Annotated in this window: 24 protein-coding genes and 1 pseudogene; 14 read left to right on the forward strand and 11 right to left on the reverse strand. The window is 67.0% G+C overall.

The window, feature by feature from the left end:
* On the reverse strand, positions 1–183 hold the full coding sequence (locus K5L49_RS02135) for a DUF6186 family protein (RefSeq protein ID WP_263298970.1): 183 nt from the start codon (positions 181–183) through the stop codon (positions 1–3).
* 43 nt (positions 184–226) lie between these two features.
* Between K5L49_RS02135 and K5L49_RS02140 the strand changes: the two genes are divergently transcribed.
* Entirely contained in the window at positions 227–1,222 is a 996-nt protein-coding gene (locus K5L49_RS02140; RefSeq protein ID WP_223690382.1) for an IS481 family transposase, read from the forward strand.
* Positions 1,223–1,305: 83 nt separating this feature from the next.
* On the opposite strand, the gene K5L49_RS02145 is transcribed toward K5L49_RS02140, so the two are convergent.
* Positions 1,306–1,941 carry a hypothetical protein gene (locus tag K5L49_RS02145; RefSeq protein WP_223690383.1) on the reverse strand — a complete coding sequence of 212 codons (636 nt, stop codon included), beginning with the start codon at positions 1,939–1,941 and terminating at the stop codon, positions 1,306–1,308.
* A gap of 98 nt (positions 1,942–2,039) precedes the next feature.
* Between K5L49_RS02145 and K5L49_RS02150 the strand changes: the two genes are divergently transcribed.
* A complete protein-coding gene (locus tag K5L49_RS02150) occupies positions 2,040–3,428 on the forward strand; it encodes a DHA2 family efflux MFS transporter permease subunit (protein ID WP_223690384.1) in 1,389 nt (462 codons plus the stop codon).
* On the opposite strand, the gene K5L49_RS02155 is transcribed toward K5L49_RS02150, so the two are convergent.
* A complete protein-coding gene (locus tag K5L49_RS02155) occupies positions 3,410–4,243 on the reverse strand; it encodes a UbiA family prenyltransferase (RefSeq protein WP_223690385.1) in 834 nt (277 codons plus the stop codon). The genes K5L49_RS02150 and K5L49_RS02155 overlap by 19 nt on opposite strands.
* Before the next feature lie 76 nt (positions 4,244–4,319).
* On the opposite strand from K5L49_RS02155, the gene K5L49_RS02160 reads away from it, so the two are divergent.
* The 3 genes from K5L49_RS02160 (at position 4,320) to K5L49_RS02170 (ending at position 7,210) form a co-directional block, all read left to right on the forward strand.
* Positions 4,320–5,354, forward strand: coding sequence for a LacI family DNA-binding transcriptional regulator (locus K5L49_RS02160; protein WP_223690386.1), 1,035 nt, complete (start codon positions 4,320–4,322; stop codon positions 5,352–5,354).
* Positions 5,351–6,544: a glycoside hydrolase family 3 N-terminal domain-containing protein gene (locus K5L49_RS02165; protein WP_223690387.1), complete on the forward strand. Its 1,194-nt coding sequence runs from the start codon at positions 5,351–5,353 to the stop codon at positions 6,542–6,544. The genes K5L49_RS02160 and K5L49_RS02165 overlap by 4 nt, the downstream gene beginning before the upstream one ends.
* Positions 6,545–6,637: 93 nt before the next feature.
* A complete protein-coding gene (locus K5L49_RS02170; protein WP_223690388.1) occupies positions 6,638–7,210 on the forward strand; it encodes a YceI family protein in 573 nt (190 codons plus the stop codon).
* A gap of 74 nt (positions 7,211–7,284) precedes the next feature.
* Here the strand turns inward: K5L49_RS02170 and K5L49_RS02175 are convergent, their stop codons facing one another.
* The 4 genes and pseudogenes from K5L49_RS02175 to K5L49_RS20625 all read right to left on the reverse strand — a co-directional run bounded on the left by K5L49_RS02175 (position 7,285) and on the right by K5L49_RS20625 (position 10,536).
* Positions 7,285–8,061 carry an FUSC family protein gene (locus K5L49_RS02175; protein ID WP_308116501.1) on the reverse strand — a complete coding sequence of 259 codons (777 nt, stop codon included), beginning with the start codon at positions 8,059–8,061 and terminating at the stop codon, positions 7,285–7,287.
* 44 nt (positions 8,062–8,105) lie between these two features.
* Entirely contained in the window at positions 8,106–8,336 is a 231-nt protein-coding gene (locus K5L49_RS20350) for an aromatic acid exporter family protein (protein ID WP_308116502.1), read from the reverse strand.
* 18 nt (positions 8,337–8,354) lie between these two features.
* Entirely contained in the window at positions 8,355–9,458 is a 1,104-nt protein-coding gene (locus K5L49_RS02180; RefSeq protein ID WP_223690389.1) for a winged helix DNA-binding domain-containing protein, read from the reverse strand.
* A 57-nt stretch (positions 9,459–9,515) separates the two neighbouring features.
* Positions 9,516–10,536: pseudogene (locus K5L49_RS20625) on the reverse strand (App1 family protein).
* 252 nt (positions 10,537–10,788) lie between these two features.
* Between K5L49_RS20625 and K5L49_RS02190 the strand changes: the two are divergent.
* The 5 genes from K5L49_RS02190 (at position 10,789) to K5L49_RS02210 (ending at position 15,012) form a co-directional block, all read left to right on the forward strand.
* Positions 10,789–11,448, forward strand: coding sequence for a TetR/AcrR family transcriptional regulator (locus tag K5L49_RS02190; protein WP_223690390.1), 660 nt, complete (start codon positions 10,789–10,791; stop codon positions 11,446–11,448).
* 286 nt (positions 11,449–11,734) lie between these two features.
* Positions 11,735–12,616: an ABC transporter ATP-binding protein gene (locus K5L49_RS02195; protein ID WP_223690391.1), complete on the forward strand. Its 882-nt coding sequence runs from the start codon at positions 11,735–11,737 to the stop codon at positions 12,614–12,616.
* The gene (locus K5L49_RS02200) at positions 12,613–13,299 is read left to right on the forward strand and encodes an ABC transporter permease (protein ID WP_223690392.1); all 687 of its coding nucleotides are present in this window, start codon (positions 12,613–12,615) and stop codon (positions 13,297–13,299) included. The genes K5L49_RS02195 and K5L49_RS02200 overlap by 4 nt, the downstream gene beginning before the upstream one ends.
* Positions 13,296–14,036 (forward strand): ABC transporter permease, encoded by a 741-nt coding sequence (locus tag K5L49_RS02205; RefSeq protein WP_223690393.1) that lies wholly within the window; start codon positions 13,296–13,298, stop codon positions 14,034–14,036. Before K5L49_RS02200 ends, K5L49_RS02205 begins: the two co-directional genes overlap by 4 nt.
* 46 nt (positions 14,037–14,082) lie before the next feature.
* Positions 14,083–15,012, forward strand: coding sequence for an ABC transporter substrate-binding protein (locus tag K5L49_RS02210; protein ID WP_223690394.1), 930 nt, complete (start codon positions 14,083–14,085; stop codon positions 15,010–15,012).
* Between the two features lie 8 nt (positions 15,013–15,020).
* Here the strand turns inward: K5L49_RS02210 and K5L49_RS02215 are convergent, their stop codons facing one another.
* Genes K5L49_RS02215 through K5L49_RS02230 form a run of 4 tightly spaced genes read right to left on the reverse strand, consistent with a single transcriptional unit; the run spans position 15,021 to position 17,660 of the window.
* Positions 15,021–15,713: a DedA family protein gene (locus K5L49_RS02215; protein WP_223690395.1), complete on the reverse strand. Its 693-nt coding sequence runs from the start codon at positions 15,711–15,713 to the stop codon at positions 15,021–15,023.
* Positions 15,710–16,297 carry a TetR/AcrR family transcriptional regulator gene (locus tag K5L49_RS02220; protein WP_223690396.1) on the reverse strand — a complete coding sequence of 196 codons (588 nt, stop codon included), beginning with the start codon at positions 16,295–16,297 and terminating at the stop codon, positions 15,710–15,712. Before K5L49_RS02220 ends, K5L49_RS02215 begins: the two co-directional genes overlap by 4 nt.
* A gap of 42 nt (positions 16,298–16,339) precedes the next feature.
* The gene (locus tag K5L49_RS02225; protein ID WP_223690397.1) at positions 16,340–17,284 is read right to left on the reverse strand and encodes a M56 family metallopeptidase; all 945 of its coding nucleotides are present in this window, start codon (positions 17,282–17,284) and stop codon (positions 16,340–16,342) included.
* A 7-nt stretch (positions 17,285–17,291) separates the two neighbouring features.
* A complete protein-coding gene (locus tag K5L49_RS02230; protein WP_223690398.1) occupies positions 17,292–17,660 on the reverse strand; it encodes a BlaI/MecI/CopY family transcriptional regulator in 369 nt (122 codons plus the stop codon).
* 95 nt (positions 17,661–17,755) lie between these two features.
* Here K5L49_RS02230 and K5L49_RS02235 point away from each other — a divergent pair, with 95 nt between their 5' ends.
* From K5L49_RS02235 to cydC, 4 genes are read left to right on the forward strand one after another with little or no spacing between them, the layout of a single operon-like run.
* Positions 17,756–19,168, forward strand: a complete 1,413-nt coding sequence (locus tag K5L49_RS02235; RefSeq protein WP_223690399.1) for a cytochrome ubiquinol oxidase subunit I — start codon at positions 17,756–17,758, stop codon at positions 19,166–19,168.
* 9 nt (positions 19,169–19,177) lie between these two features.
* Positions 19,178–20,197: a cytochrome d ubiquinol oxidase subunit II gene (gene cydB / locus K5L49_RS02240; protein ID WP_223690400.1), complete on the forward strand. Its 1,020-nt coding sequence runs from the start codon at positions 19,178–19,180 to the stop codon at positions 20,195–20,197.
* 2 nt (positions 20,198–20,199) lie between these two features.
* Positions 20,200–21,888 (forward strand): thiol reductant ABC exporter subunit CydD, encoded by a 1,689-nt coding sequence (gene cydD, locus K5L49_RS02245; protein ID WP_223690401.1) that lies wholly within the window; start codon positions 20,200–20,202, stop codon positions 21,886–21,888.
* Entirely contained in the window at positions 21,878–23,554 is a 1,677-nt protein-coding gene (gene cydC / locus K5L49_RS02250; protein ID WP_223690402.1) for a thiol reductant ABC exporter subunit CydC, read from the forward strand. Before cydD ends, cydC begins: the two co-directional genes overlap by 11 nt.
* Positions 23,555–23,578: the final 24 nt, after the last annotated feature.

Here is a 23,578-nt window from a genome sequence, read left to right on the forward strand (position 1 = left end):
TCAGGGCGACGGCGGCGTGATCAGGAAGTGCCAGCCCAACCACCACCAGAACAGCAGGATCGTCAGACGGGCCGCCCGGTCGGCCATCACCACGTCGAGGAGGCTGGCGAACGGCGCTAGATGTAGTGCCCAGGGACGTTGTTTGATTTGGCATCCGTGACATGGCGAGAACCTCCGGGCCAGAGTGGGAGTTGCTTAGACACTCACTCGAAACCTGGAGGTTCTCGTGTCTCACGGTAATGCGGCTTTGACGCCGCGGCAAAGGTTGCGTGTTGCGCGACTGATCATCGACGAGGGCTGGACCGTCGCTGCGGCGGCTGACTACTTCCGTGTTTCGTGGCCGACCGCCGCGAAATGGGCACGCCGCTACGTCGAACTCGGCCCGGAGGGGATGACAGATCGGTCCTCCCGCCCGCACGCGCATCCGAATCGGACCCCGCAGCTGCTGGTGAAGAAGATCGTGCATCTGCGGATCAAGAAACGCCTTGGTCCGGTGCAAATCGCTGGCCGGCTGGGGATGCCGGCGTCGACCGTTCACGCGGTTCTGGTGCGTTGCCGTCTCAACCGGCTCACCCATGTCGATGTGAAGACCGGGGAACCGGCCCGACGTTACGAACACGACTACCCCGGATCGCTGATCCATGTCGATGTGAAGAAGCTCGGCAACATCCCCGACGGCGGCGGGTGGCGGTTCGTCGGCCGAGCCCAGGGCGACAGGAATCGGGCGAAGACGCCGGGCAAAGACCGCAACCAGTACTACAACCCGAAGATGCGACACGCGTTCGTGCACACCGTGATCGATGACCATTCCCGCGTCGCCTACGCCGAGATCCACGACGACGAACGCGCTGAGACTGCGATCGGAGTCCTCCAACGGGCGACGTCCTGGTTCGCCGATCGTGGAGTCCGCGTCGAACGCGTCCTCTCCGACAACGGCTCCGCCTACCGCTCCCACGCCTGGCGACACGCCTGCACGGACCTCGGCATCCGCCCGAAGTTCACCCGCCCCTACCGGCCGCAAACGAACGGCAAAATCGAACGCTTCCACCGCACGATGAGCGACGGATGGGCATTCGCCCGCCACTACAACTCCGAGTCAGCCCGCCGCGCAGCCCTCCCCGCCTGGCTCCATCACTACAATCAACACCGACCCCACACCGCCACCGGAAAGCTCCCGCCCATCACCCGGCTATCGAGCAACCTACCTGGGCACTACAGCTAGACGTGCTGAGCCACGATGGGATTGCAGAACGAGGACAGCCATCACGACGCCGCACGCGATGAAGCCGGCCATGGTGACGACTCTCATGGCTGTCTGCCTCGCCGGAGAAGCACGTAGCCTCCCAGGAGCCAGAGCGCGATGAGCAATGCCCGGCTGGGTGGCCAGGCGATCAGAGGGTCGAGCAGGTCGGAGAGCGCTGGGAACGGCGTCGTGGCGGCGGGCGCCCCATGGCCGAGGAAGAAGGCGACAATCTCCCACGCGCATCCGATCACGATCACGGTCGACCAGGCGATGGCGGCGCGACGGATCGCTCGACGGGGAGGAATAGCGCGCTCGCGACCGCGCGGCCCCACCCAGATGATCGGCACAAGGAGGACCCCACCGCCGACGATGAGGACGGTGTCCACACCGCCGTAGAGGGGCGAGAGCGCGAGGACGAGGGTGAGGGCGACGATGAGCGTCCCGATCAGCAGCCCACGCGAACTGTTCTCACGCACGGTCGGGGACTCGAGCGGGATGCGCAGCCAGCCGAGAGCGTCGAGGGCCAGCACAACACCGGCGGCGAGGAAGATCCAGGCGTCGACGGGTGCGCCCCGGATGAAATGGAAGGTTGCGGTGAGAACCAGCACCAGGATCCAGCACGCGCGGGTGACGGCCGCGACCGTGATTCCGCCGGGGTGTTCCGGTCGCTCGGAGACCGCCTGTGGTTCCTCGGGCATGACGGGACTCAGGCTACGCGCAGATCCCCCCGGAGCGGAAGCCGGGTTGCCATTCGGGGTCGGCCCCCTTAGCGTCAGAAGATGATGACGGAGATGTGGTGACCGCGGAGCCGACGACGTCGGTGCAGCGCCGAGTGCTGATCGTGGCGATCCTCGCCAGCTTCGTGGCCTTCCTCGACGGCGCGGTGATCAACGTCGCGCTTCCCGCGATCGACCGAGAACTCGGAGGCGGGCTACCGCTTCAGCAGTGGGTTGTCGACGGATATCTCGTCACACTCGGTTCCCTCATCCTGATCGCCGGTTCCCTCTCCGACGTCTTCGGTCGCAAACGGGTGCTCTACGCAGGCCTGGTCGGCTTCGGCATCACGTCGCTGCTCTGCGCCTTCGCGCCGAGCGGCGTCTTCCTGGTGGTGGCGCGCGCCCTTCAGGGCGTGACAGGCGCTCTGCTCGTGCCGAGCTCCCTCGCGCTGATCATCTCGACGTTCTCTGGTGCGGCGCAGGCCAAGGCGATCGGGCGCTGGACGGCGTGGACCGGTGTCGCGATGATCGCCGGTCCCGTTCTCGGCGGCATCTTCGTGGACACCCTGTCCTGGCGGTGGGTGTTCGTGATCAATGTGGTGCCGATCGCGGTGACGCTCGCGTTGATGCTCACGCTGAAAGAGCCCGACAAGGGGATGGGCGGCCGCGTCGACGTGCTCGGTGCGGTTCTCGGCTCGCTCGGTCTCGCCGGCACGGTGTACGGGCTGATCGAGCAGGGACCGGATGGCTGGGGGAGCCCTCGGGTGCTCATTCCGCTGATCGCCGGTCTTGTGCTGCTCGCGGCCTTCTTCTTCTGGCAGACGAGGGCGAAACGGCCGATGCTGCCGCTCGGCCTGTTCCGTGTTCACAACTTCTGGGTGGGGAACATCGCGACGGCCCTCGTCTACGGCGCTCTCGCTTTCGGCCCGCTCATGGTGACGCTGTACCTGCAGCAGGTCGTCGGCTTCGCGGCGACCGCAGCGGGTCTGGTCTTCATCCCGTCCACGATCTGCATGCTGCTGTTGTCCGGCTTCTTCGGCAGTCTGGCGGGCCGTCACGGGCCTCGTCTGTTCATGGCGATCGGCCCGATGATCGCCGCGTGCGGGTTCCTTTGGCTGCTCATGCTCGGCCCGGACGTCAGCTATCTGTTCAATCTGTTGCCGGCCGTGCTCTTGTTCGGTGTCGGCCTCTCGATCACGGTCGCCCCGCTCACGGCGGCGATCCTCGGATCGATCCACCCCGCGCAAGCCGGGATCGGTTCGGCTGTGAACAATGCGGTCTCGCGGATCGCGGGTCTCATCACGGTGGCCCTCGCCGGGCTTATCATCGGCGAGCAGCTCGACCGGGCGGGGTTGGACCGGGCGATGCTGTGCACGGCGCTCCTTCTGCTCATCGGCGGCGTGGTGTCTGCAATCGGGATCCGCAATCGGGAGCCCGCCGCGGCCCCGGTTCAGACCGCGATCGACTGACCGGCGAGAGCCAGCATCACGACGTCAACGACAGCACACGTCATGATGAGCCGCATCAGCAGACGGGTCGGTGTTGCCCGAACGACCAGCACGACGCCGAGCACGGCGGCCGCCGTACCCAGCACGAGTCCACCGATGAACAGCGGACGTGGTGGCCAGCCCGGCCCGGTCGTGATCAGCACGGTGGCCACCGCGAGGCAGGCGAAGGCGATGAGTCCGCTGGATCGCGTGCCGAGTCGGTGCGGCATTCCGCGGATCCCGGTGTTCGCGTCGTCGGCGAGGTCGGGGAGCACATTCGTGATGTGGGCGGCCACCCCGAGGAGTGCAGCGGCGGCGAGCACCCAGCCGGTGGCGAGTCGGGGGGTCGTCTGACCCAGGGTGGCAATAGCCGGGAGAAGACCGAAACTGATGATGAACGGAACGAACGACACGACCGTGGCCTTGAGGCCGAGGTTGTACGCCCACCCGCCGGCAATGGCGACGGCATGGGCGACCAACGCTGCGGGGCCGAGGAAGAAGGTGAGCGCGAGGGCGACGGCCAGCGCGATGAAGGCGGCCACCCGGACCGTCGGCACGCCGATCGCGCCGCGAGCGGCCGGTTTGTCCGGGCGCTGTACCGCGGCATCCCGCGCGGCATCGAGCCAATCGTTCGACAGACCGATCGAGAGCTGCCCGAACAGGATTGCGGCCGACAGCAGCGCCACACGTGCCGGCGCGTAGCCGAGGCCGACGCCGAGGACGCCCGCGACGACCGTCACGATCAGGGTCGGCCCGGGGTGGCTGGCGAGCAGGAGCGCCGCCGCCTTGTTCGCCATGTTCGCCATCGTAGGCCGCCGCGGCGAACTGTAAAAGACTTGCGTTCGATTGCAAGGATTTGCGTAGGCTGGGCTCATGTCGAAACGTCTCGCCGAGGTGGCGCGCAAGGTCGGGGTGAGCGAGGCCACCGTCAGTCGCGTGCTGAACGAGAAGGCCGGGGTATCCGATGCCACGCGCGAGGCCGTGCTGACGGCGCTGGACGTTCTCGGCTATGAACGTCCGAGCAAGCTGCGCGGCGAACGCGCGCGGCTCGTGGGGCTCGTCCTCCCGGAGCTGCAGAACCCGATCTTCCCCGCGTTCGCCGAAGTGATCTGCGGTGCCCTCGCTCAGAACGGCTACACCCCGGTGTTGTGCACGCAGACGGCGGGTGGCATCTCGGAGGCCGACTACGTCGAGCTGCTCCTGCAGCAGCAGGTGTCCGGGGTGGTCTTCGTCGGCGGTGCGTACGCTCAGGAAGACGCCTCTCACGAACACTACGACCGGCTCACCCATCTGCACCTGCCAACGGTGCTGGTGAACGCGCCGGTCGACGAACTCGATTTCGCCACCGTCTCCTGCGACGACGCCGTCGCCACGGCTCAGGCGCTCACCCATCTGCGCTCCCTGGGGCACACCCGGATCGGGCTGCTGCTGGGACCGAGGGACCATGTGCCGTCGCAGCGCAAACTGGCGGCGGCACGACGGATCTTCGACGGGTGGGGTGTTCCGCTGGACGACGACCTGGTCGTGCACTCGCTCTATTCGCTCGAGGCGGGGCAGGCGGCGGCATCGCGACTGCTGCGCTCCGGGGTGACGGCGATCGTGTGCGCGAGCGATCCGATGGCGCTCGGTGCCGTGCGAGCCGTGCGGCGCGCCGGGCTGTCCGTGCCGCAGGATGTCTCGATCGTCGGCTATGATGACTCGGCGCTCATGAACTGCACGGAACCTCCGCTGACCACAGTCCGTCAGCCGATCGAGCCGATGGGGCGCACCATCATCGAGCTGCTCCTGCGCCAGATCTCGAGCGATTCGGCGACGACCGACGAGCTGTTCTTCGAACCGGAGCTCGTGGTGCGCGGGTCGACGGGGCCGGTTCCGGTGGGGCTGGTGGCGACAGGCGCCCGAACGTGACGGGACGACCGTCCCGGCGCCTTCTCGGGCGCGTCATCGCAGCCGCAGGGCTCGTCGCGCTGGTGGCCGGATGCGGCACCGGATGCGCGGAGCAGACCCCTCGCTCCACCTCTGCTTCGACAGCGGCGGCATCGGTGACCCCGACACCGACCGTGGATCCGCTCACCGCCTTCGTCGATGCCCGTCTGGAGTCGATGACGCTGCGCCAGAAGGTGGCGAGCCTCTTGATGCTGCACCAGCCGGGCACCGACGGCGCCGCGCTGCGATCATTCGTCGACCGGTACGGGGTTGGCGGCATGATTCTGATGGGGGACAACGTTCCACCGACACCGGCCGCCCTCGCGGCCGAGACAGCGGCCATGGTGTCAGATCCCGCGCTTCCGCCGCTGATCGCGATCGACGAAGAGGGCGGGGATGTCACACGTCTGCCGTGGGATGACCTTCCGGGGGCGGAGTCGCTGCGGGTCCAGCCGCCGGAAGCGACGGAGCAGGCCTTCTCCCGCCGGGCCGCCTTGCTCGCTCAGGTCGGTGTCACGGTGAACTTCGGGACCGTGGCCGATGTGACGGCGGATCCGGCATCGTTCATCTTCGATCGCGTGCTCGGGACGGACCCCGCTTCGGCGTCCGCGCATGTCGCGGCATCGGTGACGGGGGAGCGCGGCACCGTGTTCTCCACGCTCAAACATTTTCCGGGTCACGGCGAGACCGAGGCGGATTCCCACGACAGTGTTCCCACCACACCGGTCACGCTCGACCAGTGGCGGGCGAAGGATGCGCCGTCGTTCGTCTCGGGGATCAAGGCGGGCGCTGAGCTCGTGATGTTCGGACATCTCGTGTACAGCGCGGTCGATTCCGCGCCGGCCTCGCTCTCTCCCGCCTGGCACCGCATCCTGACGGAGCAGCTCGGATTTCAGGGTGTGACGATCACCGACGATATGCGCATGCTGCAGGACACCGGTCTGGCCGAGTATCAGAACCCGGCGGAGAACGCCGTGCGGGCCCTGGCGGCGGGCAATACGATGCTGCTCTTCGTGCTGCCGGCCGATCCGGCCGCTGCGGGTATGGATCCGGATGCATTGGTCGATGCTGTCGTCGCGGCCGTGCAGCAGGGACGCATCAGCCCGGCGCAGATCGACGCCGACGCCCGCAAGCTCCTCGCGTTGCGACACTCGCTCGCTGCAAAACAGTGACGCGTCAACTTTCTTTCCGGATTTCGGAATAGAGCGCTTGTCCATGCGCTTGCATACTCCTGAGCGGCGCGAGAGCCGACTCGCCCTTGACTCTTGAAGGAGAAACCGAATGAGCACGACCATCGAGATCCCGGGTACAAAGCCGGAACCTGGACCATCGACCCCTCCCACAGCGAGGTCGGATTCAGCATCCGTCACCTCATGATCAGCAAGGTGAAGGGCGTTTTCGAGAACTTCGACGCGACGTTCGTCACGGCAGAGAACCCGCTCGAGTCGACCGTGAGCGCCAAGGCGGAGGTCGCCTCGGTGAACACGAAGGACAAGAACCGGGATGCGCACCTCCGCACCGGAGACTTCTTCCTCGCCGACGAATTCCCGCACATCGAGTTCGTCTCCACCGGAGTGCGGTCCGAGGGCGGCGACTTCCTCGTCGACGGCGAGCTGACGATCAAGGGCGTGACCAGGCCGGTCACCTTCGACTTCGACTTCGGCGGCTTCGGGCAGGACCCCTACGGCAACTACAAGGCCGGCGCGACCGCCAAGACCAAGATCAACCGCGAAGAGTTCGGTCTGACCTACAACGCGGCCCTCGAGACCGGTGGGATGCTCCTCGGCGACGAGGTCACCATCACCCTCGAACTGCAGGCTGTGCTCGCCCAGAGCTGAGCCTCAGGCTTCGAATACGTCAGGGATCCCGCTTCGGCGGGGTCCCTGACAGCGTTGAGGGGGTCTCGCGCGCCTCAGACGGAATCCTCGCCGGTGATCTCGTCGTGGATCCGGCGAAGATCCTCCATGAGGGAGCCGAGCAGCACCCAGTGCCGGGGGTCGGGAGTACTGATCACCAGCGGAGCCGTGAGCACTGGGATGCCAGCCGTGCGGGTGTCCGGTTCGGGCTGCGGCGCATCCGGGTCGCGGGCGAGGAGCCGCAGGTCGTGCGCCGAGCGTTCGAGCTCATCGGCGATCGCGCGGATGGTCGGCTCGGCAGCCAGGCTGTCGTCGTAGTGGTCGTGGAATGCCCGTGTCATGCCGAGGGCCCTGGTGATCAGGGGGCGTAGGCGGGCGAAGAGTTCGTCGTCGTGCTCGAGCACGCGCCGATGCTTCGATTGTCGAGGATTGAGGGTGAGGCTTTCGCGGCCCTGCACGAGAGCCGCGTCGGCCTTCTTCTCCATCGGCCGCAGCAGGCGAGCCTCCAGCAGGAGCTCGTTGAGCCCGGCTGTCGTCTGATTCACCACGAGGGCAGTGGCGAGACGCTCCAGCGTCGCCGCGATCTCGTTGGCGAGACGGAGGACGGAGGTGTGGGCGGGAGCCAAGAGCACGGGCGGGACGATCACGATGTTGACGACGACGCCGATGATCGCGCCGATGATCGTCTCGATGATGCGCGCGGCGGCATAGTCGGGCGTGGACGCCCCCACCGAGAGCACCAGCATGGCCGTGATCGGCACCTGGTTCGCCGTTCCCGGTGTGAGCTTGAGAGCCCAGGCCAGGATGATGGAGATCACCACGGCCAGCAGCACGATCCAACTGTTGGTGCCGAAGGCCAGCCCGATCGCGTAAGCGATCAGAACCCGACGATCACGCCGAGACTGCGCTCTATCGCCCGGCCGACCGACTGGTTCACACTCGGCTGAACGACGAGCAGGGCCGCGATCGTGGCGAAGACGGGAAGATTGCCCGGAACGAAGACGCTCGCTGTCACCCAGGCGAGGATCATCGCGATCGCGGTCTTCGCCACCTGCAGGAACGGGACGCGTGTGGACGTCCGGATGTTCGCGGGGAGTCGAAGAGGCACCCCTCCAGGGTACCGGCGTCAGGCGACGGTTCCGGTGAGACCCAGGAAGCGACCGTAGGCCCGCGCACCACGGTCGAGCCGGGTGAGCTGACCTGCGGTGAGCGGGCGACTGAACGGCTGCGGAGCGAGGGTCACCCGTTTCGCGGTCGTCGTGCGCTTCCAGGTGCCGACGGCTCGACCCCGTGCGAGGACGACCGGGGCGAAGACGCCGTTCCCGCCCGGGACGACGAGGTCGGCATGGGCGGGGTCGAGCACCGGCCCGCGGATCTGGTAGCCGATGATGTACTCGTCGAAGCCAGGCAGGAGGACGACCGCGGCCCTCTCTGCGGCCGTCGTGGGTGCGAGCGCCCGGTCGGCGAGCTCGCTGGTGAGCCAGTACTCCACGCCGTCGACGGTCAGTGAACGGAGTCGGTCACCGGCCACCGCGAGCGCTGTCTTGGTGCCGACGACGGTGCCCTTGGTCCACCAGACGAAATCCTTGAGCGTCGCCGGTCCGTGCCCGGTGAGATACCTCACGAGGAACTCAGCGAGAGCCTCGTCGTGGTCGAGCCGTCGCGGGTGAGCGATCCACTCCTCGGCCAGCACGAGCGACTGCTGCGTCTTGTGCGCGGGGCCCCAGACGAGCACACCGATCTGGGCCAGATAGTAGATGAGGTGGTAGCCGCGCTGACCGGTGGTCGCGATGCCGTTCTCCTCCCAGAGCGACAGGAGCTCGGCCCGAGAGATGCTGCCGCCGCCGGCGATCGCGCCGGTCGCCACGTCGCGGGCCCGGATGAAGTCGGGCGACTCGAGTTCGAGCTGGCGGTGACGCAGGGTGAGACCGGCCAGCATCCGTTCGGTGGTGAGGGAGAGCATCCACCCGAGGTCGGCTGGTGGCACGAAGTGGAGGGTGCCGCGCATCGGCCAGGAGCGCACGATGCGTCCAGCGTCGAGTTCAGCGAGCACATCCTGTTGCGTGGTGCCGGGCGCGCGGATGCCGAGTGCCCAGCATGCGGCACCGAAATCCTGGGCCTGCACCGCGAGCATGCGCTCGACGACGGCCGAGGGGCTGCTCTCGGTCGGCCCCTCCAACCCGTGGGCGAGGAGACGGAAGCGGAGCAGATCGGCGGCGCTTGCTGTCATGGGGTCAGTATCCTGCATGCGGCCGACAGCGCGACGGCCCAGCTGTCGGGCTGGATGTCAGTGCAGGATGCCGAGCTCGGTCAGCTGGTCGCTCAGGCCGGCGCCGTCCGGCGCGTAGACCCAGGGCGCGCCGCTGAGACCGGTGTGCTTCTCCGCTTTGGAGCGGCCGCCGGCGAGAACGGCTTCGCCGGTCGACAACTGGCGGATGGCGACTGCGGCGACGCTGTCCGGGTGGGCGACCGTGAATTCGCCGTACAGCGTCTCGTCGTGCTGGCCGTCGTCGCCCACGAGCAGCCATTTGAGCCCGGGGAACTCCTCGGCGAGTCGGATCAGGTTGACGCGCTTATGCTCGCGTCCGCTCCGGAACAACCGATCGTGGGTGGGCCCCCAATCGGTGAGCAGTAGCGGGCCGGCCGGGAAAAGGTTGCGGGAGAGGAAACGCGTGAGGGTGGGAGCGACGTTCCAGGCGCCCGTCGACAGATAGATGACGGGTGTGCCCGGGTTGGTGGCGGCCAGACGCTCCAGCAGCACCGCCATTCCGGGCGTCGGCACCCGCGCGTGCTCGTCGAGGACGAAGGTGTTCCAGGCGGCGAGCAGTGGGCGGGGAGTGCGGTGACCATCACCGTGTCGTCCACATCGGAGATGATGCCGAATGTGGCCTTGGGGTCGACGATGAACACGGGGGACTCGAACACGCGGCTCGAATCCGAGGTGTAGAGCCGGACGGTGTGCCATCCGGGCGCGAGGTGCACGGGGATGACGGTGTCGATCACGCCGCCGCGATCGGGCATCACTGTGTGCGTGTTCCCCTCGATCTCGACGACGACCGGAACATCGGCGACGGGCACGCTCGTGAACGAGCGCCAGCCGCGGATGCTCTCTTCCCGCTTGCGGTGCTTCCGCTCGGCGCGGCTCCCCGGCTTGGGTCGCGCGCGAGCACCACACGGGCGAGGATGCGCGCCCAGCTGGGTGATCCGTATCCGGTGTACGGCACGACGGTCGCCAAAAAACCGCGTTTGCGGGCGCGCCGAGCGCGGAACTCATGGAACGCATCCTCGATGCGAGCCGCGCGATGCATGATGGGCTCGACGCTCGCGCCGCGCGTGTCGGGTGATCCGGACATATGTGCCTAGTTTCTCATGAACCCTCGGGCTGTTCGCGCGCAGCCCCCAGATGTGGGGGACAGAATAACGGCGAGTCGAACGGTTTTCCCGAGCGGAAATGAGGTTTCCCCGAATATGATCCGAGTAACGCACTGATCATTTCAGTGCGGGGCTGGGGACCCGTACCAACGTAGTGTTGACGTGCAGCAAAAGAAGGAGTTGCCCTCGTGCCCATCAATGATCTCGTGGCAGGCCAGAACCCGACAGGGGCGCCGTTGGTGCGCACCGAGCCGATTCAGGAGCGGAGTGCTGCGCGAATCGACGCGCTGCTCGACGCCGCGGCCGAGGTCGTCGACGAGATCGGATTCGACCGGCTGACGACCGCGATGGTGGCCGAGCGCGCCGGTGCGTCGATTGGAACTGTCTACCGCTACTTCCCGGACCGCATCGTGCTGCTGCAGGCATTGCGCGACCGGGCCGTGCAGCGTTACCGTTCCGCGGTGGTCGAGACGATCCGCGAGGCAGCACCGGAGCACTGGTGGAACGCCGTCGAGTGCGCCATCGACGCGTATGTGGCGATGTTCCGGGCGGAGCCGGGCTTCCGCATCATCCGGTTCACCGACGCCGAGCGTTCAGGGCTGAGCGACGAGGGGGCCGGTGAAGAGGAAGACTTCTTCGCCCACCGGTTCGCCGAGATCCTCTCGGACGAGTTCGGCCTTCCCGCCGGTGACGAACTCAAGTTCCGCCTCGAGATCGTCGTCGAGCTCTCGGATTCGCTCATCAACCGTGCCTTCCTTCTCGACGCCGACGGCGACGAGCGCTTCATCGAGGAGGCCCGAGTGGTGGCCCGCGAGTACCTCGCGAAGCGCTACGGCGACGGCGAGTAATCGGAACCTTCGTTTCGCAGCACGGGTCTTCCCGTGCGTGCCGGCGCTCCTGACCCTCCGAGAAAGCTGGGAATGTCGGAGGTCGATGGCAGATTCGTCTCCGAAGCGGGTTGCATACCCGTCGAGGGCGCCGCGCGCGCCGAGAGCGAAGGAAAGGGGCCCAGATGCGTCAGATGCGGGTTGCCATATTTCGACGCAATACTTTGCCAATCCTGCGGAATGGTGTTTGGGTTGAAGGACAGGCCTGTGCTGATCCGATGTGCCCTTCGAGGAATGAGCCGCAGTTATGATCGAGTTCCGCTCGGTGACGAAGCAGTTCCCCGACGGTACGCTCGCGGTTGATGACTTCTCCCTCGTCATCCCGTCGCGCGAGATCACCGTGCTCGTCGGTTCGTCCGGCAGCGGCAAGACGACCATCCTGCGCATGATCAACCGGATGGTCGATCCGACGAGTGGAACCGTGGAGATCGACGGCGAAGACGTCATGTCCCTCAAACCGGTTCAGCTGCGTCGCAGCATCGGCTACGTCATGCAGAACTCGGGCCTGCTCCCGCACCGCAAGATCGTCGACAACATCGCCACCGTGCCGCTGCTGCGCGGCGTGACGAAGAAGGATGCGCGTGCGCGCGCGCTGGAGCTGATGGACACGGTCGGCCTGGAACGCTCGCTGGCCGACAAGTATCCGAGCCAGCTCTCCGGCGGCCAGCAGCAGCGGGTGGGAGTGGCACGTGGGCTCGCGGTCGACCCGAACATCCTGCTGATGGATGAGCCGTTCGGCGCCGTCGATCCGATCGTGCGCGACGAATTGCAGAACGAGCTGCTGCACCTGCAGCGCGAGCTCGACAAGACAGTGGTTTTCGTGACGCACGATATCGACGAGGCCTTCCGGATCGGCACCCAGGTCGTCATCTTCCGCAAGGGCGGGATCGTCGCGCAGCGGGGCACGCCGGCCGAGATCCTCGCGAACCCGGCCGATGAGTTCGTCGCATCGTTCGTGGGCGTCGAACGGGGAAAGCGCGCCCTGCACATCCAGCGCACTCCGACGGGCGATGTGCTCGTCGACAGTGAGGGCCGGGCGGCGGGCGTACTCGCCGGTGCCGCCAGCGAGGCAAGGGCCACGACCGTTCCGGTCGTGGGTGCTCCGGCGCAGGGTGAGGAAGCGTCGTGAGTTGGCTGTGGTCGAATCTCGACCTGGTCTGGTCTCTCACGGTCGCTCATGTGACACTGAGCTTCTTCCCGATCGTGATCGGCTTCGTCGTCTCGTTGCCGATCGGCTGGGTGGCGAACCGGTACCACGCGAGCCGGGCGGTCATCCTGACGATCGGCGGCATTCTGTACGCCATCCCGTCCCTTCCGCTGTTCATCGCGATGCCGGCGCTGATCGGTACCAAGATCCTCGATCCGATCAACGTCGTCATCGCGCTCAGCCTCTATGCGCTCGCCCTGCTGGTGCGAACCAGTGCAGACGCCCTGGCCAGCGTTCCGGGTGATGTCCTGCAATCGGCGACCGCCGTCGGGTTCAGCACGTGGCGCCGGTTCTGGGCGGTCGACTTCCCGCTTTCCGGTCCGGTGCTGCTCGCGGGGCTCCGCGTCGTTTCGGTCAGCACGGTGAGCCTGGTGAGCGTCGGCTCGCTGGTCGGTGTGTCCAACCTCGGCACGATGTTCGTGCAGGGGCTCAACCAGTACAACAATGCGGAGGTCGTGACCGGCATCGTCGCCGTCGTCGTCGTCGCGCTGGTGTTCGATGTGCTGCTGGTGCTGCTCGGCCGTTTTCTGATGCCATGGACGCGGCTCGGAACCTCCAAGCGCGTGACCCGCCGCGCCGAGCTGAAGGCGGTGACGGGAGCATGACCGACATCATCGCGGCGTTCGCCTGGGTTCTCGACCCCGCCCACTGGGGCGGCCCCAGCGGGATCGGGGTGCGGCTGGGCGAGCACGTCTGGTATTCGTTCCTCACGTTGATCCTCGCTGCCGTGATCGCGCTGCCGATCGGCTTCGCGATCGGCCACACCGGGCGGTTCCGAGGGCTCGCGATCGGCGTCTCCGGCGCCCTCCGGGCCATACCGACCCTCGGTCTCGTCGTCTACCTCGCCCTGATCACCCTGAACCTGAGCATCGTTCCGCCGCTGATCGCGTTGACGATCCTGGCGATCCCCCCGGTGCTCGCCGGTGCGTACTCCGGGCTTGAATCGGTCGACCGGCGCACCATCGACGCGGCGCGGGCCATGGGCATGACCGAGATGCAGATCCTGGTCAAAGTCGAGCTTCCGCTCTCGCTACCGCTGATCATCGGCGGTCTGCGCTCGGCCGCCCTGCAGGTCATCGCCACCTGGACCGTCGCGGCGATCCTGCCGGTCGGCGGACTCGGCCGGTTCTTGTTCGACGGTCTATCCGTTCAGAACTACGGCGAGATGCTCGGCGGCTCGATCCTCGTGATCGTGCTCGCCCTCATCACCGACGGTCTCTTCGCCCTCATTCAGCGGCTCGTCGTCCCACGGGGCGTCGCCGCCGGAAAGGTCGAAGACGTCCGCACCAAAGACCCGTGGCGTCCCCTCGGGATCGTAGTTCCGGGACGAAGCCCCAACTGACCCATCGCAGCACTCCATCCATCGCACCAACGAAAGAGAGAACCCCATGTTCGGATCCAAGAGAGGCCGCATCGCGGCCGGCGCGATCGCGGCGGGAGCCCTCCTGGCTCTCAGCGCGTGCTCGTCCGGCGGCGGCGCGCTCAGCGGAAACACCAGCTCGTCGTCCAGCGACACCATCACCATCGGCTCCGCCGCGTTCGGCGAGTCCGAGATCCTGATGGAGATCTACGCACAGGCACTGGAGGCCAACGGTGTGAAGGTCACCACGAAGCCGAGCATCGGTCAGCGCGACGTCTACCTCGCAGCGCTGAAAGACGGCTCGATCGATCTGGTTCCGGAGTACAGCGGCAACCTGCTCCAGTTCTACGACAAGAGCAGCACCGCATCGTCGAGCGACGACGTCTACGCCGCGCTCAACGACGCGCTGCCGAAGGGCTTCGAGGTGCTCGACCAGTCAAGCGCGCAAGATGCCGACTCCTACAATGTCACCAAAGCCTTCTCCGACAAATGGGGTGTCACGAGCCTCTCTGACCTGTCGAAGGTCACCGAGCCGCTGACGGTGGGCGCCAACCCGGAGTTCGCGACGCGGCCCTACGGTATTCCGGGGCTGAAGAGCGCCTACGGTGTGACCGCGACCCTCAAGCCGATCAGCGACAGCGGCGGTCCGCTCACCGTGGCGGCGCTCAAGAACGGCGACGTGCAGCTGGCCGACATCTACACGACGACGCCCGCCATCAAGGACAACGACTTCGTGACCCTCAAAGACCCGAAGAACCTGATCGCAGCCCAGAACATCGTGCCGTTGATCAACACCGCGAAGGCATCGAGCACGGTCAAGGATGTGTTGAACAAGGTCTCGGCCGCGCTCACCACGGAAGACCTGATCGAGCTGAACGGAGAGAACCAAGGGGCGAATAAGACCCAGCCCGACGTGCTCGCCAAGGAATGGCTTTCGAAGCACGACATCAAGAAGTAGGTGGGGTCCTAGACCTCGTCGGGATGCGGCGGCTCGGGCAACCGGGCTGCCGCATCTGTGTGCGGGGCATCCATGTGGCGGGCTTCGCGCTTCTGCAGCACCTTCTTCACGACCAGGGCGAGAACCAGGAAGACCGCGATGATCGCGACGAACACGTAGCCGGCCCCGTGCAGCTCCTGCGAGAGTTCGCGGTAGCTTCCCGCGGCGAGCGAACCGACGGTGACGTAGGCGAGGGCCCAGAGTGTGCAGGCGGGGGCCGTCCACGCGATGAAGGTGCGATAGCGCATCGTGCTCATGCCGACCGTGAGGGGGATGAGCGAGTGCAGCACCGGGAGGAACCGGGAGAGGAAGACGGCGATACCGCCACGCTTCGCGAGGTAAGCCTCCGCACGCTCCCAATTGCTTGTGCCGATCCGTCGACCGAGCCCGCTGGCGCGGATCTTTGGTCCGAAGAGTCGCCCGAGACCGAAACCGATGCTCTCACCGATGAGCGCTCCGACGATCACCACGATGACGAGAGCGACGTACTCGACCGGATTGCCGACGGCCGTGCTGGCCACGAGCACCACGGTGTCGCCCGGCACGATCAACCCGATGAGGATCGACGTCTCCAGCATGATGCCGACACCGGCAAGGGCCGTGCGCAGGACGGGGTCGACGCTCTGGACGAGGTCGAGGATCCAGGTGAGCGCCTCGTTCACGAGGGGCTGCCCAATCGACGGATGAGTGACCAGAAATAGTCGAGAGTTGCTGCCATATCGGCGGTGCCGTCGAGCATCCACTGCACCTGCATGCCGTCGGCCACGGCGATTCCGAGCCGCGCGATCTGCTGCGGGTCGAGATCCGCGTCGAGCCTGCCGGATGCCTGCTCCGACCGGATGTGTTGCTCGAGTTGCGAGAGTATCGAGCGGTAGCGCTCGACGAAATAGTCGTGTCCGGGGTGGTCGTCGTCGGCGGCCTCGGCTGAGATCGTGGCGTAGAGCTGCACGAGCCCGGGCACCTGGGCATTGTGGTGGACGACACGGACGAGAGCGGCGAAGGCGTCGTCCGCCCCGGGTTCCGCCGCCGAGAAGTCGACCTCGTCGCGTTTGCGCAGCACTTCGGCGAAGAGGTCTTCCTTCGACGTGAAATGGTGCAGCAGACCGGCCTGGCTGAGCCCCACGGATTCGGCGATCTCGCGCAGGGAAGCCCGCCGATACCCCCGTTGGGCGAAGACGGTGAGCGCCGTGGCGAGAATCTCCTCCCGCTTGGCGATCCCTTTGGCGTACGACCCCTTCTTCGGCATGGGTGAAATGCTACTGTGCATCGCCTGAGCGGGTGCCGAACGTCAACTGGTCAGAACGAGCACCGGGGGCACGATCACGAGGGCTGCTGTGCCGGCGACGACGAGGATGCGGGGGATCACGCCGACGGTGCTTCGTGCGCCGGTGAGCCGCTCCACCCGGGCGGCGATCGCCGTGCGGCGCTGTTCGGGCGTGCGCGCGTCTTTCGGCGCGCCGAGTACGGTGCCGGCGGACCCGGTGGCGTCGACCAGCTCGATCGCCGCCGCGAGCACGCCGTCGCCGACGAGGCGGCGGGCGTGGTCGTCGGCCAGCATCTCGACGAGCAGGGCCACCGCATCCTGCGCCCTTGTGGCGATCGGGAACCACGGGAGCGCCCGTTTCCAGGAACGGAAAGCGTCGAGCAGCAGGTGGTGCTTCTGCTGCAGATGCGCGTGCTCATGCGCGATCACGGCTTCGAGCTGTTCGGGGGTGAGCAGGGCGATCATGCCCTCCGAGAGCACGGTGACGCTCTGCGCGCCGGGTAGGCAATATGCGGCGGGGGCCGGATGGTCGATCACGCGGGTGCTCGGTGCGTCCGGGAGGGGGGAGCTGAGCAGGCTGAGGAGTTCGCGGTGCCGGTGCCGTTGCCGTTGGCTGCGTACGGAGGTGAGTGCGAGGTTCGCCAGGAGGTGCGCCGTGAGCAGCACGGCCGCGCTGAGCGAGAAGGTGGTGACCAGCGATGCTCCCGGCGGCAACGGCCCCGCGAAGACGGTGTTCGCAGCCTCACTGACTCGGGCCCAGAGCTCGTCTCCGAAGGGTTGCAGGCCGTAGAGCAGCAGCGCGCCGATCATCGAGATGCCACCCGCGAGAGCGATGGACTGCCAGAGGGCGAGCGCGAGCGCCGGCGCCGCTGACGGCCACTTCGCCCGCGCCAGCAGGACGGGGACCGGCCAGGCGAGTGCCAGCGCGAGCGCGCCGAGCGCGATGGCGAGGCCGTTGACGGGCGTCACGGAGCGGCTACTGCGTGCGCGCCGCGAGAAGGAGGCGAAGCGTCTCCGCCTCGGTTTCGTCGACAGAGCCGACGAAGTGGGCGAGGGCGGCGTTGCGGTCGGAGGAACTCTCCAGCACTTCGTGCATGAGGTCGGCCACATGGTTCGCGCGCGAGAGCGAGGCGCTGTAGAGATGCGGTCGAGCCTCGCGGTCGCGCTCGACGAAGCCCTTCTGCTCGAGGCGCGAGAGCACGGTGAGCACCGTGGTGATGGCCGGGCCCTTGCCCTCGCCTCGGCTTGCGGCTAGCTTGTCGCGTAGTTCGTTGGCGGTGGTTGGGGCGCCAAAGTTCCACAGAGCGTCCATCACCGCTCGCTCCAGTTCTCCGAGATTCGCCACGTTCCTAGAGTAGCGCTGGTTTGCTGAGTATGTTCTACACTGTGTAGAAGTCAAATTCTACAGTCTGTAGAAATGACGGATTGGTGGAGGATGCTGTGAACGAATGGCTGGACCCGCTGCTGCTTTCCCGCTGGCAGTTCGGGCTTACGACGATCTACCACTTCCTGTTCGTGCCCATCACGATCGGTGTCGTGACCTCCGTCGCGATCTTCCAGACCGCCTGGTACCGCACCGGCAAAGTGCACTACCTGCAGCTCACCCACTTCTTCGGCAAGATCTTCCTGATCAACTTCGCCATGGGGGTCGTCACGGGCATCGTTCAGGAGTTCCAGTTCGGGATGAATTGGTCGAACTACTCGCGCTTCGTTGGTGATGTCTTCGGCGCACCGCTCGCGCTGGAAGGGCTGCTCGCCTTCTTCCTGGAGGCCACCTTCATCGGACTGTGGATCTTCGGCTGGGACCGATTGCCGAGAGGACTGCACCTCGCGACGATCTGGCTGGTGACCGTCGGCAGCATCCTCTCGGCCTACTTCATCATCGCCGCGAACGCCTTCATGCAGAACCCGGTCGGCTACAGGCTGAACGAAGCCAAAGGGCGGGCCGAACTGACCGATATCTGGGCGGTTCTCACCAACAAGGTGGCGCTAGCCGCCTTCCCGCACACGATCTTCGCCTGCTTCATGGTCTCGGCCGGTCTGATCATCTCGGTCTCGGCCTGGCACCTCTCGCGCCGGCAGAACCTCGACACGATGCGCCCCGCGCTCAAGTTCGGACTCTGGGCGATGGTGGGCGCCGGCGTGTGCACAGTTTTGAGCGGCGATCAGCTCGGTCTCGCGATGGTGCAGACGCAGCCGATGAAGATGGCGGCGGCGGAGGCGCTGTACAAGACGTCGACGGGAGCCGACGCCTCATTCTCGATCTTCACCCTCGGCACCCCTGACGGAGTTCACGAGCTGTTCTCCATCCGCATCCCCTATCTGCTCTCGTTCCTCTCCACACACACGCTGGACGGCACCGTGGAGGGCATCAACGATCTGCAGGCCCACTACGTTCAGATCTACGGCCCGGGCGACTACACGCCGATCATCTGGATCACCTATTGGGCATTCCGGTGGATGATCGGGCTCGGCATGCTGCACGTGCTCGTGGCCGTCGTCGGCCTGTGGCTCACCCGCAAGGGCCGGATGCCGAACAACAGGTGGGTGTGGAAGGCGGCGATCTGGGCCTTCCCGCTCTCGATGCTGGCAATGATCGTCGGTTGGATCTTCACGGAGATGGGCCGGCAACCCTGGATCGTCTTCGGGCTGATGAAGACGGCCGACGGTGTCTCGCCCGGCACCACGGGGGTGGAGGTGCTCATCTCGCTGATCGCCTTCACCGCGATTTACGGCATCCTCGCCGTCGTCGAATTCAAGCTCATCAAACGCGCGGCCCAGAAGGGTCCCGCCCCCGCCGAGGACCACCTCGACGACGAGGGCAAGCACGTTCCGGTCGCGACGGTCTACTAGGAGGCTCTGATGGATCTGGCAATTCTCTGGTTCGGCATCGTCGCCTTCTTCTTCGTGGGCTACTTCGTGCTCGACGGTTTCGACTTCGGCGTCGGGATGGCGCTGCCCTTCCTCGGCCGCGATGATGTCGATCGCCGTGTGATGATCAACACGATCGGCCCGGTCTGGGATCTCAACGAGACATGGGTGATCGTGGCCGGCGCGTGTCTCTTCGCCGCATTCCCCGAGTGGTACGCGACGTTGTTCAGCGGCTTCTACCTGGCCCTGCTTCTCATCCTTCTGGCCCTGATCGTGCGCGGCGTCTCGTTCGAATACCGCCACCAGCGCCCGGACTCGCGGTGGAAGAAGTGGTTCGACGGCATGATCATCGTCGGCTCGGTCGTCCCGTCGTTCCTGTGGGGTGTCGCGTTCGCGAACATGGTGCAAGGGGTCGCCCTGGATGCGCAGTTCAACTACACGGGCACGCTGTTCGACCTGCTCAACGGCTACGCGCTGCTCGGCGGGCTGACCACCCTGCTGCTGTTCTTCACGCACGGCGTTGTGTTCATCTCGCTCAAGACGGACGGGCCGATCCGGGAGCGGGCGCGCAGGCTCGCCATGAAGTCGGGTGGCCTCGCGATCGTGGTCGCCGCCTCGTTCCTGCTGTGGACGGCGATCGCCCACTTCTCGGTGGTGTTCGTCGTGCTGGCGGCACTGGCCGCGGTGGCGCTCATCGTCTCCTGGATCGCGAATCTGCGCGGCAAGGAAGGCTGGTCGTTCGCCTTCATGGCGACCACGATCGCCTTCGCGGTCGTGTCGCTGTTCGCCGCGCTGTTCCCGAACGTGATGCCGTCGTCGCCGAACCCCGAGAACAGCCTCACGATCGCCAACGCCTCGAGCAGCCAGATGACGCTCGAGGTGATGAGCTGGGTGGCGCTGATCTTCCTGCCGTTGATCGTGCTCTACCAGGGCTGGACATACTGGATCTTCCGTAAGCGCGTCACCCGTGCCCAGATCCCCGAGGAGGAGCCGGCGTCCGCCGCCGTCTGACCATGCGCCCGTTCGATCCGCGACTCCTTCGCTACGCCCGCGCGGCGCGCGGCACCCTCGTCACCGGAGGTGCGCTCGCGTTGCTGCAGACGGCATGCGTGATCGCATTCGCCTGGCTGGTGACACAGCTCATCGTGCGCGCGATCGCGGGGGACGACCTGCCCGCTCTGAGCGGGCTGTTCGCCGGGCTCGTGCTCGTGATCGCCGTGCGCGGAGTGGTGCTGTGGCTTACTGAGACGACGGCGGCGCGCGGAGGCTCGACGGTGATCGGTCAGCTTCGGGAGGCGCTGGTCGGGGCGCTCGGTCGGCTGGGGCCGGGCTGGTTGAGCACACGCAATTCGGCGGAGGTGACTTTGACGGTGGGGCGAGGGCTGGACGCGCTCGACGGGTACTTCACCAAATATCTGCCCCAGCTCATCCTGACCGCGCTGGCGACGCCCGTGCTCGTGGCCGTGATGTTCTGGCAGGACGCGACCAGCGGCATCATCGTGCTGATCACGTTGCCGCTGATCCCGCTGTTCATGGTGCTCGTGGGCTGGGCGACGCAGGCGGCACAGGCGCGGCAGTGGAGTGCCCTATCAGGGCTCTCGCGCGGGTTCCTCGATGTGGTCGATGGGCTCTCGACACTGAAGTTGTTCGGGCGGCAGCACCGCCAGTCGGCGCACATCCGCGATGTCAGCGAGGAGTACCGCGCCCGCACCATGAAGGTGCTGCGGATGTCGTTCCTGTCGGGTTTCGTGCTGGAACTCGCCGCCAGCCTGTCGGTGGCTGTCGTCGCGGTCGCGATCGGCCTGCGCCTGCTGAACGGTCAGCTCGATCTCTCGGTCGGTCTGTTCGTGCTGCTTCTCGCGCCCGAGGCGTTCCTGCCGCTGCGGAACGTCGGCGCCGCCTACCACGCGGCGACCGAGGGGATCGCGGCCGCCCACAGCGCATTCGAGACCCTGGAGGCGGAGCGTTCGGAGGCCGCTCCGACCTCGGCGGCGACCTCGGCGACGGCGGCGTCCTCGGTGTCCTCGGTGTCCTCGGTGCCGGCGTCGAACATCCTGCGCCGGGGCGAGGGTGTGCTCGTCTTCGACCGAGTGACGATCGACTACCGCGGGCGCACCGTGGTGCGGGAGTTCTCCGCGACCGTGGCGGCGGGCGTCCTCACCGTGCTGAGCGCGCCCAGCGGTGCGGGCAAGTCCAGTCTGGTGGGAGCTGCGCTCGGGTTCGTGCCGTTCGAGGGGCGGGTCTCGGTTGCCGACGCGGCCGGCGCGGAGGCGCGTCGGGCATCCATCGCGTGGGCCGGGCAGCACTCGGGCCTGCTAGCAGGCAGTGTCTCAGGCAATGTGGCGCTCGGATCGACCGAACCGGATGCGCTGCTGGTCGCTGAGTCCCTCCGCCTGGCGGCGGTCGACGACGTCCCGCCCTCGACCGTGCTGGGGGTTGGAGGAGCCGGGCTCTCGGGCGGGCAGGCTCAGCGTGTCGCGGTGGCCAGAGCGCTCTATCGGATGCGAGCCGAACACTGCCCGCTCCTCGTATTGGACGAGCCGACCTCTGCCCTCGATGACGCCTCCGAGGCTCGGCTCGTCGGTCATCTCCGGGAGATCGCGGCGGGTGGCGTAGCCGTGCTCGTGATCAGCCATCGGGATGCCGTCGTCGCGGCCGCCGACACCCTGCTGACCCTGGAGGTGGTGAGCCGTGTCCGCTGACCCTGTTGCGACCCGACGTATCCTTCGACTCGCCCTGCCGCCGGCCGGCCGTCTGTGGCGCGCCATCGCCCTCGGCGTTCTGAGCGCGGGAAGCGCCGTCGCGCTGCTCGCGGTGTCCGCCTGGCTGATCACGCGAGCCGCCGAGCAGCCGTCGATCATCTACGTGTCGATGGCGGTCGTCGGCGTTCGCGCCTTCGCGCTCGGGCGAGCGTTCTTCCGCTACCTCGAGCGACTCTCCGGTCATGACGCGGCATTCCGCCAGTTGGCGACGATCCGCTCGGAGCTGTTCGGCAGGCTTGTTCCGCTGGCGCCCGACGGCCTCGGCGACACCCGGCGCGGCGACCTGCTCTCGGGCGTGGCCAATGATGTGGACGAGTTGCAGAACCACTCCCTGCGGGTGGTGCAGCCGCTCGTCACGGCCGGTGTCATCGCCCTCATCTCCGTCGGAGGTGTGTTCGTGCTGTTGCCCGAGGCCGGAGTGTCGCTGCTGGTGGCCCTTGCGCTCGCGTTCGTCGCCGGAACCCTCGTGAACCGGTGGGTGTCGGGCCGCGCGGAACGGGAGATCGCGCCGCTGCGGGCCGAGGTGAACGACAGCATCCTCGACCTGGTCGGTCGGCTTGACGTGCTGACGGCTTTCGGGGCGTTGCCCCAGGCCGAACGCCGCGTCTCCGAAGCGGGGGACCGGCTCACCGCGGCACTCCGCTCGCGCGCTGCCGGGGTGGGCCTCACAACGGCCATCGTGTCTGTGTTGGCAGGCGCGGCGACGGCGTTCGCGCTGATGGCCGGCATCCCGGCCCTGGGAACCCATCGGCTGGATGCGCCGACGCTCGCCGTCGTGGCGTTGCTGCCGCTCGCTGTGTTCGAGATCTTCGGCATGGTGCCACTCGCGCTCGGCGCCTACCGGCAGCTGCACGCCAGCGCCGAACGCCTCGCCGCCGTCGCTCCGGCGTCGCTCCCCGCGGGCATCCCGGCGGATGCGGCGGTCACCGTTCCACTGACCGCCCGCAGCGTCCCCTCCGTTGAGCTGACAGGGCTGAGCGCGCATTGGCCGGGGCAGACCCAGTCCGTGCTGGAGGATGTGACCCTGCGACTTGCGCCGGGCGAACGAGTGCTTCTCACCGGTCCGACAGGTGCGGGCAAGACGGCCCTCGCGCACGTGCTCACCCGGTTCATCGACTACAGCGGCGGATTCACCGTCGACGGCGTCGAAGCGAAGGACGCCGCACAGGATGAGGTTCGTCGCGTGATCGGTCTCTGCGAACAGCACCCGTACCTCTTCGACTCGGATCTGCGACAGAATCTGCTGTTCGCCCGCGATACGGCGACCGACGAGGAGCTTCTGGCTGTTCTCGACCGGGTCGGGCTCACCGAGTGGGTTCAGGAACGGGGCGGTCTCACGGCGGATGTCGGGGAGCGGGGCGCCCTCGTCTCCGGCGGTCAGGCGCAGCGCATCGCGCTCGCTCGGGCCATCCTCGCCGACTTCGCCGTGCTGGTCGTCGACGAGCCGACCGCCAACGTCGATGCGGCCGTCGCTGCTCGGATCGTCGACGACATCCTGACGACCGCTGCCGAAGACGGGCGCACGGTTCTGCTCATCTCGCACACGCCGGTCGCCGACGGTCTGCTCACACGTCGGGTACACCTCGATGCGGGCCGGCTCGCCTGACGTCCATCGTGAGACGCGCGAGGA

This window comes from Leifsonia poae (assembly GCF_020009625.1).
Taxonomy (GTDB): domain Bacteria; phylum Actinomycetota; class Actinomycetes; order Actinomycetales; family Microbacteriaceae; genus Leifsonia; species Leifsonia poae_A.

Bases quoted from the DNA above. Each gene is read 5' to 3' on its own strand.
- K5L49_RS02145 (WP_223690383.1), bottom strand. From the start codon at position 1,941: ATGCCCGAGGAACCACAGGCGGTCTCCGAGCGACCGGAACACCCCGGC.
- K5L49_RS02155 (WP_223690385.1), bottom strand. From the start codon at position 4,243: ATGGCGAACAAGGCGGCGGCGCTCCTGCTCGCCAGCCACCCCGGGCCG.
- K5L49_RS02160 (WP_223690386.1), top strand. From the start codon at position 4,320: ATGTCGAAACGTCTCGCCGAGGTGGCGCGCAAGGTCGGGGTGAGCGAG.
- K5L49_RS02180 (WP_223690389.1), bottom strand. From the start codon at position 9,458: ATGACAGCAAGCGCCGCCGATCTGCTCCGCTTCCGTCTCCTCGCCCAC.
- K5L49_RS02195 (WP_223690391.1), top strand. From the start codon at position 11,735: ATGATCGAGTTCCGCTCGGTGACGAAGCAGTTCCCCGACGGTACGCTC.
- K5L49_RS02205 (WP_223690393.1), top strand. From the start codon at position 13,296: ATGACCGACATCATCGCGGCGTTCGCCTGGGTTCTCGACCCCGCCCAC.
- K5L49_RS02210 (WP_223690394.1), top strand. From the start codon at position 14,083: ATGTTCGGATCCAAGAGAGGCCGCATCGCGGCCGGCGCGATCGCGGCG.
- K5L49_RS02220 (WP_223690396.1), bottom strand. From the start codon at position 16,297: ATGCCGAAGAAGGGGTCGTACGCCAAAGGGATCGCCAAGCGGGAGGAG.
- cydB (WP_223690400.1), top strand. From the start codon at position 19,178: ATGGATCTGGCAATTCTCTGGTTCGGCATCGTCGCCTTCTTCTTCGTG.
- cydD (WP_223690401.1), top strand. From the start codon at position 20,200: ATGCGCCCGTTCGATCCGCGACTCCTTCGCTACGCCCGCGCGGCGCGC.